Origin of the sequence: Thiobacillus thioparus DSM 505 (assembly GCF_000373385.1) — a bacterium.
Classification (GTDB): domain Bacteria; phylum Pseudomonadota; class Gammaproteobacteria; order Burkholderiales; family Thiobacillaceae; genus Thiobacillus; species Thiobacillus thioparus.
This window is the reverse complement of the sequence record NZ_KB891319.1, coordinates 1-16516: the sequence shown is the minus strand read 5'-3', so window position 1 is coordinate 16516 and position 16516 is coordinate 1. Positions and strand designations below refer to the sequence as shown.

Sequence of the window (16516 nt, the reverse complement as noted above, 5' to 3'; positions counted from 1 at the left end):
CATGTTCTTGACGTAGTCGGCGTGACCCGGGCAGTCAACGTGGGCGTAGTGACGCTTGGCGGTCTCGTACTCGACGTGGGCGGTGTTGATGGTGATGCCGCGCGCCTTCTCTTCGGGCGAGGAATCAATCTCATCATACTTCTTGGCAGCTCCGCCAAATTTCTTCGACAGAATGGTGGTGATCGCCGCGGTCAAGGTGGTCTTGCCGTGGTCAACGTGTCCAATGGTGCCAACGTTTACGTGCGGTTTCGTCCGCTCGAATTTTTCCTTAGCCATTTTTCAATACCCTATAAGATCAAAATTATTTCTTGGCAATGATCGCTTCAGCGACGCTTTTCGGCGCCTCGGAGTAATGCTTGAATTCCATCGAGTAGGTCGCGCGCCCCTGCGACATGGAGCGCAAATCGGTGGAGTAGCCGAACATCTCGGCCAGCGGCACCTCTGCCTTGACCAGCTTGACCCCAGCAGCATCTTCCATGCCCTGGATGATGCCGCGGCGACGATTCAGGTCGCCCATGACATCGCCCATGTAGTCTTCAGGTGTCTCCACCTCGACTGCCATCATCGGCTCCAGCAGGACAGGGCTTGCCTTGCGCATGCCGTCCTTGAAAGCCAGAATCGCAGCCAGCTTGAACGCCAGTTCCGACGAGTCGACATCGTGGTAAGACCCGTCAAACAGGGTGACCTTCACGTCCACCACCGGGAAGCCAGCCAGCACGCCGTTGTTCAGGGCTTCTCTCAAACCCTTTTCGACCGCAGGAATGAATTCGCGCGGCACGGTACCGCCCTTGATGGCATCAATGAACTCAAAGCCCTTGCCAGCCTCGTTCGGGCCCATCTTGATCCAGACGTGACCGTATTGACCCTTACCACCCGACTGTTTGGCGTGCTTGCCTTCCTGCTCGACTTCCTTGCGGATCGCCTCACGGTACGCCACCTGCGGCGCACCGACGTTGGCCTCGACGCCGAACTCGCGCTTCATCCGATCCACCAGAATCTCGAGGTGGAGCTCGCCCATGCCCGAAATGATGGTCTGACCGGATTCTTCATCCGTGCGCACACGGAAAGACGGGTCTTCCTGCGCCAGACGGCCCAGCGCAATACCCATTTTTTCCTGGTCGGCCTTGGTTTTCGGCTCGACCGCGACGTGAATCACCGGCTCAGGGAACTCCATGCGCTCCAGCGTGATCGGGCTGGCCACATCACACAGCGTGTCACCCGTGGTCACGTCTTTCAGACCGACTGCTGCGGCGATGTCACCTGCGCGCACTTCCTTGATTTCCTCGCGCTGGTTGGCATGCATCTGCAGGATGCGGCCGATCCGTTCCTTGCGGCCCTTGACCGGGTTGTAAATCGTGTCGCCGGAATTCACCACGCCGGAATAGACGCGGAAGAAAATCAACTGGCCCACATAGGGGTCGGTCGCAACCTTGAATGCCAGCGCCGAGAATTTTTCGTCGTCCGCCGCACGACGCTCACCCTGCTCGCCATTGTCGAGCTCCCCCTTGACGGGCGGAATATCGGTCGGCGCCGGCATCAACTCGATCACCTTGTCGAGCATGGCCTGAACGCCCTTGTTCTTGAACGCGGTGCCGCACATCATCGGCACGATTTCGCTGGCGATGGTACGCGCACGCAGGCCTGCAAGGATGTCAGCCTCGGAGAGATCGCCCTCTTCGAGGTACTTGTTCATCAACTCTTCGGACGACTCCGCAGCCGCCTCGACCATGGTCTCGCGCCATTTCTTGCTGACCTCAACCAGATCGGCCGGGATGTCGCGCAGGTCAAATTTCATACCCTGGCTGGCTTCATCCCAATAGATCGCCTTCATCTTAACCAGGTCAACCACCCCCTCGAACTTGTCTTCCGCACCAATCGGCACCTGCACGGGCACCGGATTGGCTTTCAGGCGGCTGCGCATCTGCTCATAGACCTTGAAGAAGTCCGCACCGGAGCGGTCCATCTTGTTGACGAAGGCCAGGCGCGGAACGCCGTACTTGTTTGCCTGACGCCAGACGGTCTCGGACTGCGGCTGCACGCCGCCCACCGCGCAGTAGACCATGCACGCACCGTCCAGCACACGCATGGAGCGCTCGACTTCGATGGTGAAGTCGACGTGTCCCGGAGTATCGATGATGTTGATGCGATGCTCGGGGAACTTGCCGTCCATCCCCTTCCAGAAACAGGTGGTCGCAGCGGAAGTAATCGTAATGCCACGCTCCTGCTCCTGCTCCATCCAGTCCATGGTGGCTGCGCCATCATGGACTTCGCCGATCTTGTGCGACACACCCGTGTAGAACAGGATGCGCTCGGTGGTGGTGGTTTTGCCAGCGTCAATATGGGCCGAAATGCCGATATTGCGATAGCGTTCAATAGGAGTAGAGCGTGCCACTTTAGTTACCTGCCAATCAATACGTTGGGTTTAGAAGCGGAAATGCGAGAAGGCCTTGTTGGCTTCCGCCATACGGTGCACCTCTTCACGCTTCTTCACTGCGCCGCCACGGCCTTCGGCCGCGTCCAGCAACTCGCCCGCCAGACGGGCACCCATGGATTTCTCGCCGCGCTTGCGTGCAGCATCCTTCAGCCAGCGCATGGCCAGCGCAGTACGACGGCTCGAGCGCACCTCGACCGGAACCTGATAGTTGGCGCCACCGACGCGACGACTCTTCACCTCGACCAGCGGACGGGCATTGTTCAGCGCAGTACTGAACACTTCCAACGGATCCTTGCCGGACTTGCTGGTGATCTGCTCGAACGCGCCATAGACGATACGCTCAGCGACCGACTTCTTGCCGCTGGACATGACGACGTTCATGAATTTCGAAACCTCCTGATTGCCGAATTTCGGATCAGGCAGGATTTCACGCTTGGGGACTTCGCGACGACGGGGCATTTTCCTGTCTCTCTATACTAGTTAAGCTGCTGGCCGATTAGGCTTTCTTGGGACGCTTGGCGCCATACTTCGAGCGCGACTGCTTGCGATCCTTCACGCCAGCCGTATCCAGGCTGCCGCGCACCGTGTGGTAACGCACACCCGGCAAATCCTTGACCCGGCCGCCCCGCACCAGCACAACCGAGTGCTCCTGCAGATTGTGGCCTTCGCCGCCAATGTAACTGATGACCTCGAAGCCGCTGGTAAGCTTGACCTTGCACACCTTACGCAAGGCGGAGTTCGGTTTCTTGGGCGTCGTGGTGTACACGCGGGTGCACACGCCGCGGCGTTGCGGGCAGGCCTTCAAGGCCGGAACCTTGCTCTTTTCCACCGGCGCCTGGCGCGGCTTGCGGATCAGCTGGTTAATCGTTGGCATGTCAAAAATTCCGAAAAATTAAGGTGAGCGTATCGTTTCTAAAACAAGCGGGACGGCATGCGCCGTCCCGGGCTACAGTCCTGCGCTTCCCGACGCACGTATGGCCGGAAAAAGACGCGTGATTCTAGGGGAGAGACCTTCCCCTGTCAAGCCACTTCCTGATTCTCGTCTGCGCTGGCCTCTCCGCCTTCGATCAGATGAGCCGCCCCCAGGTCCTCCCCGGCCGCCTGGCGACGACGGGTATTGTGGTAGGCCAGACCGGTGCCTGCCGGGATCAGACGTCCGACAATCACGTTTTCCTTCAAGCCGCGCAGCTCGTCCTTCTTGCCCATGATGGCCGCTTCGGTCAACACACGCGTGGTTTCCTGGAAGGAGGCCGCCGAAATGAAGGAATCGGTCGACAGCGAGGCCTTGGTGATGCCGAGCAGGATCGGATCGTAGGTCGCCGGCTCCTTGCCTGCGGCGACCATCTCGTCGTTGATCTGCAGCACTTCAGAACGCTCGACCTGCTCCCCGGGAATGAGTCCAGTTGCACCCGGGTCCGCCACGGTGACGCGGCGCAACATCTGGCGCACGATGACCTCGATGTGCTTGTCGTTGATCTTCACGCCCTGCAGACGATAGACGTCCTGCACCTCGTCGGTGATGTAGCGCGCCAACGCTTCCACGCCCTGCAGCCGCAGGATGTCATGCGGATCGACCGGACCGTCGACGATCATTTCGCCCTTCTGGACGATCTGGCCGTCGTGCGCGGTCACGTGCTTCTCTTTCGTGATCAGGTACTCGTGCGCGACACCGTCCATATCGGTGATGACCAGACGCTGCTTACCCTTGGTGTCCTTGCCGAAGGAGACCGTACCCGTAACTTCCGCCAGCACGCCGGCATCTTTCGGAGAACGCGCTTCGAACAGCTCGGCTACGCGTGGCAGACCGCCGGTAATATCACGGGTCTTCGAGGTTTCCTGCGGAATACGCGCCAGCACGTCGCCCACCGCCACGTCCTGGCCATCTTTCACCGTGATGATGGAGCCGATCTGGAAGGTGATGTTGACCAGCGTGTCCGTTCCCGCAATCTTGATTTCGTTGCCAGCTTCGTCCAGCAGCTTGACCTGCGGGCGCAGGCCTTTGCCGGCGCCGCTGGCCTTGCGCTTGGGATCGATCACCACCAGGGTGGACAGGCCGGTGACGTCGTCGAGCTGCTTGGCCACGGTGACGCCTTCTTCGATATTCTCGAAGCGGATCCGGCCGGCATATTCAGTGATGATCGGGCGGGTGTGCGGATCCCAGGTGGCCAGTACGGCGCCTGCCTTGATCTTGGCGCCGTCGGTCACCATCAGGGTGGCCCCGTATGGCACCTTGTGGCGCTCGCGCTCGCGACCGCTGTCGTCGGCAATGATGATTTCACCGCTGCGTGAGATCGCGACCAGTTCCTTCCGCGCGTTGGTCACGTAGCGCATGGTGGCGGTGTACTGCACCGCTCCATTGGACTTCGCTTCCAGCTGGCTGGCGGCGGCGGCACGCGATGCCGCGCCACCGATGTGGAAGGTCCGCATGGTGAGCTGGGTGCCCGGTTCGCCGATCGACTGGGCTGCGATGACACCGACCGCCTCTCCGGCATTGACCAGATAGCCGCGGCCCAGATCACGGCCATAGCACTTGGCACAGAGGCCGTAACGGGTCTCGCAGGTCAGCGGCGTACGCACCTTGACCTCGTCGATGCCCAGCGATTCGACGGTATCGACCACATCTTCCACCAGCAGCGTGCCGGCTTCGAACATGGTTTCCTGGGTTTCGGGATGGATGATGTCGCTGGCAGCCACGCGGCCGAGAATCCGCTCGCGTAGCGCTTCGACCACTTCACCGCCTTCGACCAGCGCCTTTACCACCAGGCCGTTCTTGGTGCCGCAGTCGTCCTCGACCACCACCAGATCCTGAGTCACGTCGACCAGACGACGCGTCAGGTAACCGGAGTTCGCGGTCTTCAGCGCGGTATCGGCCAGGCCCTTACGCGCGCCGTGGGTCGAGATGAAGTACTGAAGCATGTTCAGGCCTTCACGGAAGTTCGCCGTGATCGGGGTTTCGATGATGGAGCCGTCCGGCTTCGCCATCAGGCCTCGCATACCGGCCAGCTGGCGAATCTGCGCCGCGGAACCGCGCGCGCCCGAGTCGGCCATCATGTAGATCGAGTTGAACGATTCCTGGGCGACTTCCTTGCCGGTGCGATCGGTAACCTTCTCGCTCCCCAGTTGCGTCATCATGGCCTTGGCCACGGCGTCGCCAGCGCGACCCCAGATGTCCACGACCTTGTTGTAACGCTCGCCCTGGGTCACCAGACCCGATGTGTATTGCGACTCGATCTCTTTGACCTCGGCTTCGGCCGCGCCCAGGATCTGCCCCTTCTCGTTCGGGATCAGCATGTCCTTGATGGCGATCGACATCCCCGCACGGGTGGCGTAGGTGAAGCCGGTATACATCAGCTTGTCGGCGAAAATCACCGTCTCGCGCAGCCCGCAGCGGCGGAAGCTGGCGTTGATCAGCTTGGAGATTTCCTTCTTCTTCAGGGCCTTGTCGACGAAGCTGAACGGCAATCCCGGCGGCAGTATCTCGGACAGCAGGGCACGGCCCAGCGTGGTTTCCACCCGCTTGACGGTCTCGACACGGTTTTTGTTCTCGTCAAGCGTCACTTCCTTGATGCGCACCGTAACGCGAGCATGCAGAGCAGCCTCACGATTGTCGTAGGCACGGCGTGCCTCGGTGACGTCGGCAAACATCATGCCTTCGCCCTTGGCGTTGACCATTTCGCGCGTCATGTAATACAGGCCGAGCACGATGTCCTGCGACGGCACGATGATGGGCTCGCCGTTGGCGGGCGACAGCACGTTGTTCGACGCCAGCATCAGGGTGCGCGCTTCGGCCTGCGCTTCCAGCGACAGCGGCACGTGGACGGCCATCTGGTCGCCGTCGAAGTCGGCGTTGAATGCCGCACACACCAGCGGATGCAACTGGATCGCCTTGCCTTCGATCAGTACCGGCTCGAACGCCTGGATGCCCAGGCGGTGCAGCGTCGGTGCGCGGTTCAGCATCACCGGATGCTCGCGGATGACCTCTTCCAGCAGATCCCACACGATCGGTTCTTCGTCTTCCACCATCTTCTTGGCGGCCTTGATCGTGGTTGCCAGTCCCAGCACTTCGAGACGGTTGAAGATGAAGGGCTTGAACAGTTCCAGCGCCATCTTCTTCGGCAGGCCGCACTGGTGCAGCTTCAGCGTCGGACCCACCACGATGACGGAACGGCCGGAGTAGTCGACGCGCTTGCCCAGCAGGTTCTGACGGAAACGACCGCTTTTGCCCTTGATCATGTCGGCCAGCGACTTCAGCGGACGCTTGTTGGCGCCGGTCATCGCCTTGCCGCGACGGCCGTTGTCGAGCAGGGAATCAACCGCTTCCTGCAGCATGCGCTTTTCGTTGCGCACGATGATTTCCGGCGCCTTCAGTTCCAGCAGCCGCTTCAAGCGGTTGTTGCGGTTGATGACACGGCGATACAGGTCGTTCAGATCGGACGTGGCGAAGCGGCCGCCGTCCAGCGGCACCAGCGGACGCAACTCAGGCGGCAGCACCGGCAGCACTTCGAGGATCATCCACTCGGGCTTGATGCCGGACTTCTGGAAACCCTCAAGAATCTTCAGGCGCTTGGACAGCTTCTTCAGTTTGGTGTCGGAACCGGTTTTGCTGATTTCCGCGTGCAGCGTTTCCACTTCGGTATGCAGGTCGAGCGAGCGCAGCAATTCGCGCACGCCTTCCGCACCCATCAGCGCCTTGAACTCATCGCCGTATTCTTCCAGCTTGGCGAGGTAGTCTTCTTCGGTCAGCAGCTGACCGCGGTTGAGCGGAGTCATGCCCGGCTCGACCACCACGAAGCCTTCGAAGTAGAGCACGCGTTCGATATCGCGCAGCGTCATGTCGAGCACCATGCCGAGACGGCTGGGCAGCGACTTCAGGAACCAGATATGCGCAACCGGCGAGGCCAGTTCGATGTGGCCCATACGTTCGCGGCGCACCTTGGACAAGGTGACCTCGACACCGCACTTTTCGCAGATCACGCCGCGGTGCTTGAGGCGCTTGTACTTGCCGCACAGGCATTCGTAATCTTTCACCGGACCGAAGATCTTGGCGCAGAACAGACCATCGCGCTCCGGTTTGAAGGTGCGGTAGTTAATGGTTTCCGGCTTCTTCACTTCGCCGTAAGACCAGGAGCGGATTTTCTCCGGCGACGCCAGGCCAATCTTGATGGCGTCGAACTCTTCCTCGTGGGTGGCCTGCTTGAAAAGATCTAACAATGCTTTCATGGCTGTGTCCTCACCCCTAAATTAATAACGTTCCAGATCGATGTCGATGCCGAGCGAGCGGATTTCCTTCACCAGCACGTTGAAGGATTCCGGCATGCCCGCCTCGATCTTGTGATCGCCCTTGACGATGTTCTCGTACACCTTGGTACGGCCGTTCACATCGTCGGACTTCACGGTCAGCATTTCCTGCAGCACATAGGATGCACCATATGCCTCAAGCGCCCACACTTCCATTTCGCCGAAGCGCTGGCCGCCGAACTGCGCCTTGCCGCCCAGCGGCTGCTGGGTAACGAGCGAGTACGGGCCGGTGGAACGCGCGTGCATCTTGTCGTCGACCAGGTGGTGCAGCTTCAGTACGTGCTTGTAGCCCACCGTCACCTGACGATCGAAGGCTTCGCCGGTGCGACCGTCGTACAACGTGACCTGGCCCCCTTCTGGCAGACCGGCCAGCGTCAACATGCGGCGGATTTCCTCTTCCGAGGCACCGTCGAACACCGGCGATGCAAACGGCACGCCTTTCTGTAGGTTGCGCCCCAGTTCGATCACTTCCTCGTCGGTGAAGCTGTCGATGTCTTCCGACTTGCCCGACTGGTTGTAGATTTCCTTGAAGAAGTGACGCAGGTCCTTCACCAGCGTCTTGGTCTGGGCTGCCAGCATCTGGCCGATCTTCTCGCCCAGGCCTTTGGAGGCCCAGCCAAGGTGGGTCTCGAGAATCTGACCCACGTTCATCCGTGACGGCACACCAAGCGGGTTCAACACGATATCGACCGGGCGGCCATCGGCCATGAAAGGCATGTCCTCGACCGGCACGATCTTCGACACCACGCCCTTGTTGCCGTGACGGCCGGCCATCTTGTCGCCGGGCTGCAGGCGGCGCTTGACCGCCAGGTAGACCTTGACCATCTTCTGCACGCCGGGCGGCAGTTCGTCGCCGGCGGTGAGCTTTTTCTTCTTCTCTTCGAACATCGCATCGAACTCGATGCGCTTCTGCGTCAGGCTGTCCTTCAGCGATTCGACCTGGCGGCTGGCTTCGTCGTCGGCCAGGCGGATGTCGAACCAGTCGTGACGGTTCACCGATTCGAGGTAGTCCTTCGTGACCTTGCTGCCCTTGGCGAGCTTCTTCGGGCCGCCGTTGGCGACCTTCAGGTGCAGCAGCTTTTCCAGACGCGCGAAGGTGTCGTCCTCGACGATGCGCATACGGTCGGTCAGGTCCTTCTTGTACTCGGCCAGCTGGGTGTCGATGATCGACTGCGCGCGCTTATCTCTTTCAATACCTTCGCGAGTGAACACCTGCACGTCGATGACCACGCCCGACATGCCGGACGGCACCTTGAGGCTGGTGTCTTTCACGTCGGAGGCCTTCTCGCCGAAGATCGCGCGCAGCAGCTTCTCTTCCGGCGTCAGCTGGGTTTCCCCCTTGGGCGTGACCTTGCCGACCAGCACGTCGCCGGCTTCCACTTCTGCACCGATCGCGATAATGCCGGAGTCATCCAGGCGACCCAACTGGCGCTCGGCCAGATTGGAAATGTCGCGGGTGATTTCTTCCGGGCCGAGCTTGGTGTCGCGCGCCACCACCGACAGTTCCTCGATGTGGATCGAGGTGTAGCGGTCTTCGGCGACAACCTTCTCGTTGATCAGGATCGAATCCTCGAAGTTGTAGCCGTTCCACGGCATGAAGGCGACCAGCATGTTCTGGCCCAGTGCCAGTTCGCCCATGTCGGTCGAGGCACCGTCGGCGATCACGTCGCCGCGGGCGATGACGTCGCCCGCCTTCACCAGCGGACGCTGGTTGATGTTGGTGTTCTGGTTGGAACGCGTGTACTTGATCAGCGAATAGATGTCGACACCCACTTCACCGGCACGCGCTTCCTCGTCGTGCACACGGATCACGATCCGGCTGGCGTCGATGTAATCGACGATGCCGCCGCGATGCGCAGTCACCACCGTGCCGGAGTCGACTGCGGCAGTGCGCTCGATGCCGGTGCCGACAAAGGGTTTTTCCGGGCGCAGACACGGCACGGCCTGGCGTTGCATGTTGGAGCCCATCAGCGCGCGGTTGGCATCGTCGTGCTCGAGGAAGGGAATCAGCGATGCCGCCACTGACACGATCTGCGCCGGCGCCACGTCCATGAATTCGATCTTGTCCGGAGTCGACAGCGTGAATTCGTTCTTGAACCGGCACGACACCAAGTCGTCCTTGAACTTGCCCTTGGCGTCGAGATCGGCGTTCGCCTGCGCGATCACATACTTGCTCTCTTCGATTGCCGACAGGTATTCGATTTCGTCGGTCACCTTGTGGTTGACCACCTTCCGGTACGGCGTCTCGATGAAACCATACCAGTTGGTGCGGGCGAACAGCGCCAGCGAGTTGATCAGGCCGATGTTCGGACCTTCCGGCGTTTCGATCGGGCAGACGCGGCCGTAGTGGGTCGGGTGCACGTCGCGCACCTCGAAGCCGGCGCGTTCGCGGGTCAGACCGCCCGGGCCCAACGCCGACACACGGCGCTTGTGGGTAATTTCGGACAGCGGGTTGGTCTGGTCCATGAACTGCGACAGCTGCGACGAACCGAAAAATTCCTTGATCGCGGCCGACACCGGCTTGGCGTTTATCAGGTCATGCGGCATCAGGTTGTCGGACTCGGCCTGCGACAGACGCTCGCGCACCGCGCGCTCGACCCGCACCAGGCCGGCACGGAACTGGTTCTCCGCCAGTTCGCCAACCGAACGTACACGGCGGTTGCCGAGGTGGTCGATGTCGTCGATCTCGCCGCGGCCATTGCGCAACTCGACCAGGATCTTGATCACGGCGACGATGTCTTCGGTCGACAAGGTCCCGGCACCGGTCAACTCGTCGCGACCGATTCGGCGGTTGAATTTCATGCGACCGACGGCCGACAGGTCGTAACGCTCTTCGCTGAAGAACAGGTTGACGAACAGCGCATTCACCGCGTCTTCCGTGGGTGGCTCGCCCGGACGCATCATGCGGTAGATCGCCACCTTGGCGGCGTATTCGTCTGCGGTGTCGTCGGTGCGCAGCGTCTGCGAAATGAAGGCGCCGTGGTCGAGGTCATTGGTGTAAAGCGTGTTGAACTTGTCGACGCCCGCTTCGGCCAGCTTCATCAGCAGGTCTTCCGTGATCTCGTCGTTGGCGCGCGCCACCAGCTCGCCGGTGTTCTTGTCGACCACATCGTGCGACAGCACGCGCCCCACCACGAATTCGGCCGGAACCGCCCATTTCTTGACGCCGGCAGCGTCAAGCTCGCGAATGTGCTTGGCGGTGATGCGCTTGTCCTTGGCGACGATCACATGGTCGTCCTTGCCGCAGATGTCGAAGCGCGCCAACTCGCCCCGCAGACGCTCCGGCACCAGCTCAAACTGGATGCCCTGGGTGTTGATATAGAACGTATCCTTGCTGAAGAAGGCATCGAGGATGCTCTCCGGCGTATAGCCGAGCGCCTTCAGCAGGATGGTGACCGGCATCTTGCGGCGGCGGTCGACACGGAAGAACAGGATGTCTTTTGCATCGAACTCGAAGTCCAGCCACGAACCGCGGTAGGGGATCACGCGCGCCGAGAACAGCAGCTTGCCCGAACTGTGGGTCTTGCCGCGATCGTGCTCGAAGAACACGCCGGGTGAACGGTGCAGCTGCGACACGATCACGCGCTCGGTGCCATTGATGACGAAGGAGCCGGTCGGCGTCATGAGCGGAATCTCGCCCATGTAGACTTCCTGTTCCTTGACTTCCTTGATGGTCGGCTTGGAGGCTTCCTTGTCCATGATGACCAGGCGCACCTTGGCGCGCAGCGGCGCGCAAAACGTCAGGCCGCGCTGCTGGCATTCCTTGATGTCGAACACCGGCTCGCCCAACAGGTAGCTGACGTATTCCAGACGGGCGTTGCCGCTGTGGCTGACGATCGGGAAAATCGAGGTGAACGCGGCCTGCAAACCTTCGTTCAGGCGCTCATCGCGCGAACGGCCCTCCTGCAGGAAGGCACGATAGGATTCAAGCTGGGTCGCCAGAAGAAACGGCACCGGAAGGGTGTTGGTCCGACTGGCAAAGCTCTTGCGCAGACGTTTTTTCTCGGTAAAGGTATAAGCCATGGGGTCTCCTTGACGATCAGGGGCGGGCGGGCACGCGGGTTACGCACCGGCGCTTTGTAGGGCACACGCAAAAAGCAAATGACCCGGAAGCCGATTCCGGGTTCCGGGTATTTGCTGCTTGCGTCTGCCGCGGGTTTCCCCGCAACACATCACCGCAATATGAATGTGGCGAAATAAATGCGTCTCCGGAAACGGCGGCACGCTTGCACGCGCCGCCCGGGGGACCGTACTTATTTGACTTCGACGCCCGCGCCAGCTTCTTCCAACTGCTTCTTCAGCGCGTCGGCATCGGCCTTGGACACGCCTTCCTTCACAGCCTTGGGTGCGCCGTCGACCAGATCCTTGGCTTCCTTCAGGCCCAGCCCGGTAGCAGCACGCACCACCTTGATGACTTCCACTTTCTTTTCGCCAGCGGAGGTCAACATCACGGTGAACTCGGTCTGCTCTTCCGCAGCGGCAGCAGCACCGCCTGCAGCGGGGGCAGCCACGGCAACCGCGGCGGCGGCGGCGGAAACGCCGAACTTCTCTTCCATTTCCTTGATGAGCTCGGACAGCTCAAGCACGGTCATGCCAGCGATGGCGTCCAGAATGTCAGCTTTTGCAACAGCCATTTGTATTACTCCTGTCAATTATGCTTCAGATTAAAAATCAATGTCGTTTATATGCGGATGTCGACAGGCTGCTCAGGCAGCCTGCTTGTCGCGCACCGCAGCCAGCCCGCGTACGAACTTGGTCGGCACTTCGTTGAGCGTACGAACGAATTGCGCGATCGGGGCCTGCATGGTGCCCAAGAGCTTGGACAGCAGTTCTTCGCGGCTGGGCATGCTGGCCAGATTCCCCACATCCTTGGCGGACATGATGAAGTTGGGCATGGCACCGGCCTTGACGACGAACTTGTCGTTGGTCTTGGCAAACTCGTGCATCACTTTGGCGGCAGCCACCGGGTCTTTGGAAATGCCATAGGCGAGCGGACCGACCAGCTGGTCGGCAATGCCCGCAAACGGCGTATCCGCAATCGCGCGGCGTACCAGCGTGTTTTTCAACACGCGCAGATAAACCCCTTCCTTGCGCGCTTGCGCACGCAACTGGGTCATGTGCTCCACCGTGATGCCACGGTATTCGGCAACGACAACCGTCTGGGCAGCTGCAACCTGCGCAGCGACCTCGGCAACGACGGCTTTCTTTTCTTCAAGATTCAGACTCAAGGTCTTACCTCCTTCTCAGTTACGGGACGCCGTCCGCTTGTGCCCACGGGACGCCCCGGCTGGCGACCTTGACAGGAAAATCCTGCTGGGGAACGCCATCTGCGTAGGGTCCGATGCCCGCAAACAGAGGATGAAACTCATCACCCACTTGTCAGCCACCGGCGATTAAATCCTTGCGGATGCCTACGGTCTTTGACAACCCGCCAGCCAAACATCTGGCTGACGGCCCAAAGTTCAGACTGGGGCACACCTCCCGGCGTACCCCCAAATACATTTATGCGCTGACGCTGGCCTGGTCGACGCGCACGCCCACGCCCATGGTGCTCGACACCGACAGGCGCTTGAAATAGATCCCTTTGGAGCTGGCCGGCTTGGCGCGCTGCAGTGCATCCAACAGGGCCGCCAGATTCTCCTTCAGGTCCTCGACACTGAACGAAGCGCGGCCAATGGTGCAATGCACGATGCCGCCCTTGTCGGTACGGTATTGCACCTGACCGGCCTTGGCGTTCTTCACCGCGCCCGCCACGTCAGGAGATACCGTGCCGACCTTCGGGTTCGGCATCAGTCCACGCGGACCCAGGATCTGGCCGAGCTGACCGACCACACGCATGGCGTCGGGCGTGGCGATGACCACGTCGAAATCCATCTTGCCGGCCTTGATCTCCGCCGCCAGATCATCGAAACCGACGATGTCGGCGCCGGCGTCCTTCGCTTTCTGCACGTTGTCGCCCTGGGCGAACACCGCCACGCGAATGGTCTTGCCGATGCCCTTGGGCAGCACGACGGCGCCACGCACCATCTGGTCGGATTTACGCGCATCGACGCCGAGGTTCACGGCGATATCGATCGATTCGTCGAATTTGGCAGTTGCGCTCTCCTTGACCAGCTGCAGGGCGTCCACCACCGGGTAATTGCGGTTACGGTCGATCTTCTCTTTGAGCGCACGCAAGCGCTTGGATGTATTAGCCATCTCAGACTCCCTCCACGATGATGCCCATGGAACGGGCTGTACCGGCAATGGTGCGCACTGCCGCGTCCATGTCGGCTGCGGTCAGATCGGGCTCCTTGGTCTTGGCGATCTCTTCGAGCTGGGCGCGGGTGATCGTGCCGACCTTATCGAGATGCGGCTTGGCGCTGCCCTTGTCGAGTTTGATCGCCTTCTTGATCAGCACCGTTGCGGGCGGCGTCTTCATGATGAAGGTGAAGCTCTTGTCCGCGAATGCAGTGATCACGACCGGAATCGGTAGACCGGGCTCCATGCCCTGGGTCTTGGCGTTGAATGCCTTGCAGAATTCCATGATGTTCAGGCCGCGCTGGCCGAGCGCGGGACCAATGGGAGGCGACGGGTTCGCTTTACCCGCCGGCACTTGCAGCTTGATGTAGCCGACTATCTTCTTTGCCATGATGGCTCCTAATAAATGAGTACCAACGCGCTTTGGGTTGCCCTACTCGCGCTCCTCGCCGGTTTCCCGGACCCGTTTCCTGCTTGACGCCGAAGCAACCTCAGCCAGCCAGGCTCCCGCCTGGACTAGCTTTTCTCGACCTGACCGAAGCCCAGCTCCACAGGCGTCGCCCGGCCAAAAATCATGACCGACACGCGCAACTTGCTCTTGTCGTAATTCACTTCTTCCACATTGCCATTGAAGTCGGTGAACGGACCGTCGATGACCCGCACCACCTCACCCACCTCAAACAGCACCTTGGGCTTGGGTTTTTCCACGCCCTCGCGCATCTGGTCGAGGATGGCCTGCACTTCCTTTTCGGAGATGGGAGCCGGCTTGGTCGCCGTTCCGCCAACGAATCCGGTGACCTTGGGTGTGCTCTTCACCAAGTGCCAGGTATCGTCGTCCATTTCCATCTGGACCAGAACGTAGCCGGGAAAGAACTTGCGCTCGGCAGTCTTCTTCTGCCCCGCCTTCATTTCCACCACCTCTTCCACCGGCACCAGGATTTCGCCGAAACGATCCTTCATGCCAGCACGCTCAATGCGCTCAACCAGGTTGCGCGCAACGCTTTTCTCGAAGCCGGAGTAGGCATGAACCACGTACCAACGCATACTCAACTCCCCTGTCCCATGGCCAGTTTGACCAACCACAACAAAATTCCGTCCACCGCCCACAGGAACAGCGCCATCACGACCACAAAAGCCATGACCACGCCCGTCATCTGGACAGTCTCCTTGCGCGTCGGCCAAACCACCTTCTTGGCCTCATCGCGCGAGTCAAGCGCAAAACGGTAAAACCGCTTGCCCTGGGCCGACAGCCCTGCAACCACACCCGCCAGCACGACACCAGCGACGACCAGCAGGACACGCACCACGGTTGGCGCGTCTGCAAAAAAATAAAAGCCGGCCACCCCTGCGATGACCAGCAATACCGCTACCAGCAGCTTGATTTTGTCAGCCATGAATGCTGTGCGCCTTACGGCTTATCCTGTGGCAGGCCAAGAGGGTCTCGAACCCCCAACCTTCGGTTTTGGAGACCGACGCTCTACCAATTGAGCTATTGGCCTGTATTACTCAAGGCTGGGGACAGGCATACGGCCGACCTGACCCCACCCTTCCGGTCAAACCGGCTTACTCTTCGATCTTAGCCACGACACCCGCACCGACGGTACGACCGCCTTCGCGGATGGCGAAACGCAGACCTTCGTCCATGGCGATCGGCTGAATCAACGAGACTTTGATGCTGACGTTGTCGCCAGGCATCACCATCTCGGTGCCTGCCGGCAGTTCAATGCTGCCCGTGACGTCGGTGGTGCGGAAATAAAACTGCGGACGGTAGCCGTTGAAGAACGGGGTGTGACGACCCCCTTCGTCTTTCGACAGCACGTAGATCTCGGCAGAGAACTTGGTGTGCGGCTTGATGGAGCCGGGCTTGGCCAGGACCTGGCCGCGCTGGACTTCTTCACGCTTGGTGCCGCGCAGCAGGACGCCGACGTTGTCGCCCGCCTGACCCTGGTCAAGCAGCTTGCGGAACATCTCAACACCGGTGCAGGTGGTCTTGGCGGTGGGGACGATGCCGACGATTTCGATTTCTTCGCCAACCTTGATGACGCCGCGCTCGACACGACCGGTGACGACGGTGCCGCGACCAGAGATGGAGAAGACGTCTTCAACCGGCATCAGGAAGGGCTTGTCAATGGCGCGCTCGGGCTCGGGGATGTAGTTGTCGAGGGCGTCGGCCAGCTTCATGATGCTGGGCTCGCCGATGTCGCTCTGGTCGCCTTCGAGGGCTTTCAGGGCGGAACCGATGATGATGGGGGTGTCGTCGCCGGGGAAGTCGTACTTGGACAGGAGTTCACGGATTTCCATTTCGACGAGCTCGAGCAGTTCGGCGTCGTCGACCATGTCGGCCTTGTTCATGTAGACNATGATGTAGGGCACGCCAACCTGACGGGCCAGGAGGATGTGCTCGCGGGTCTGGGGCATGGGACCGTCGGCGGAGGACACGACGAGAATGGCGCCGTCCATCTGGGCAGCACCAGTGATCATGTTCTTGACGTAGTCGGCGTGACCCGGGCAGTCAACGTGGGCGTAGTGACGCTTGGCGGTCTC

General features: G+C 60.7%; 13 protein-coding genes and 1 tRNA gene. All 14 read right to left on the bottom strand.

Features of this window, described 5'->3' with window-relative positions; genetic code table 11:
• Window positions 1–276 (bottom strand): GTP-binding protein (locus tag B058_RS0107680; protein ID WP_018507898.1); only part of this gene is annotated, 276 nt, incomplete at its 3' end.
• Between the two features lie 25 nt (window positions 277–301).
• Complete coding sequence (gene fusA / locus B058_RS0107675) at window positions 302–2392, bottom strand: elongation factor G (protein WP_018507897.1); 2091 nt, start codon at window positions 2390–2392, stop codon at window positions 302–304.
• A 30-nt stretch (window positions 2393–2422) separates the two neighbouring features.
• The gene (rpsG, locus tag B058_RS0107670) at window positions 2423–2893 is read right to left on the bottom strand and encodes a 30S ribosomal protein S7 (RefSeq protein ID WP_018507896.1); all 471 of its coding nucleotides are present in this window, start codon (window positions 2891–2893) and stop codon (window positions 2423–2425) included.
• Between the two features lie 37 nt (window positions 2894–2930).
• A complete protein-coding gene (gene rpsL, locus B058_RS0107665) occupies window positions 2931–3308 on the bottom strand; it encodes a 30S ribosomal protein S12 (RefSeq protein WP_011310913.1) in 378 nt (125 codons plus the stop codon).
• A gap of 146 nt (window positions 3309–3454) precedes the next feature.
• Window positions 3455–7654, bottom strand: coding sequence for a DNA-directed RNA polymerase subunit beta' (rpoC, locus tag B058_RS0107660; RefSeq protein WP_018507895.1), 4200 nt, complete (start codon window positions 7652–7654; stop codon window positions 3455–3457).
• Window positions 7655–7675: 21 nt separating this feature from the next.
• Window positions 7676–11755: a DNA-directed RNA polymerase subunit beta gene (gene rpoB / locus B058_RS0107655; RefSeq protein ID WP_018507894.1), complete on the bottom strand. Its 4080-nt coding sequence runs from the start codon at window positions 11753–11755 to the stop codon at window positions 7676–7678.
• A gap of 230 nt (window positions 11756–11985) precedes the next feature.
• Window positions 11986–12366: a 50S ribosomal protein L7/L12 gene (gene rplL, locus B058_RS0107650; protein ID WP_018507893.1), complete on the bottom strand. Its 381-nt coding sequence runs from the start codon at window positions 12364–12366 to the stop codon at window positions 11986–11988.
• Between the two features lie 72 nt (window positions 12367–12438).
• Window positions 12439–12960, bottom strand: coding sequence for a 50S ribosomal protein L10 (gene rplJ, locus B058_RS0107645; RefSeq protein WP_018507892.1), 522 nt, complete (start codon window positions 12958–12960; stop codon window positions 12439–12441).
• 274 nt (window positions 12961–13234) lie between these two features.
• The gene (gene rplA, locus B058_RS0107640) at window positions 13235–13930 is read right to left on the bottom strand and encodes a 50S ribosomal protein L1 (protein WP_018507891.1); all 696 of its coding nucleotides are present in this window, start codon (window positions 13928–13930) and stop codon (window positions 13235–13237) included.
• 1 nt (window position 13931) lies between these two features.
• On the bottom strand, window positions 13932–14363 hold the full coding sequence (gene rplK / locus B058_RS0107635) for a 50S ribosomal protein L11 (protein ID WP_018507890.1): 432 nt from the start codon (window positions 14361–14363) through the stop codon (window positions 13932–13934).
• A gap of 125 nt (window positions 14364–14488) precedes the next feature.
• On the bottom strand, window positions 14489–15022 hold the full coding sequence (gene nusG / locus B058_RS0107630) for a transcription termination/antitermination protein NusG (RefSeq protein ID WP_026240737.1): 534 nt from the start codon (window positions 15020–15022) through the stop codon (window positions 14489–14491).
• Window positions 15019–15366 carry a preprotein translocase subunit SecE gene (gene secE, locus B058_RS0107625; protein WP_018507888.1) on the bottom strand — a complete coding sequence of 116 codons (348 nt, stop codon included), beginning with the start codon at window positions 15364–15366 and terminating at the stop codon, window positions 15019–15021. Before secE ends, nusG begins: the two co-directional genes overlap by 4 nt.
• Window positions 15367–15395: 29 nt before the next feature.
• Window positions 15396–15471 (bottom strand) — tRNA-Trp (locus B058_RS0107620).
• Window positions 15472–15535: 64 nt separating this feature from the next.
• Window positions 15536–16516 (bottom strand): elongation factor Tu (tuf, locus tag B058_RS0107615; RefSeq protein WP_018507832.1); only part of this gene is annotated, 981 nt, incomplete at its 5' end.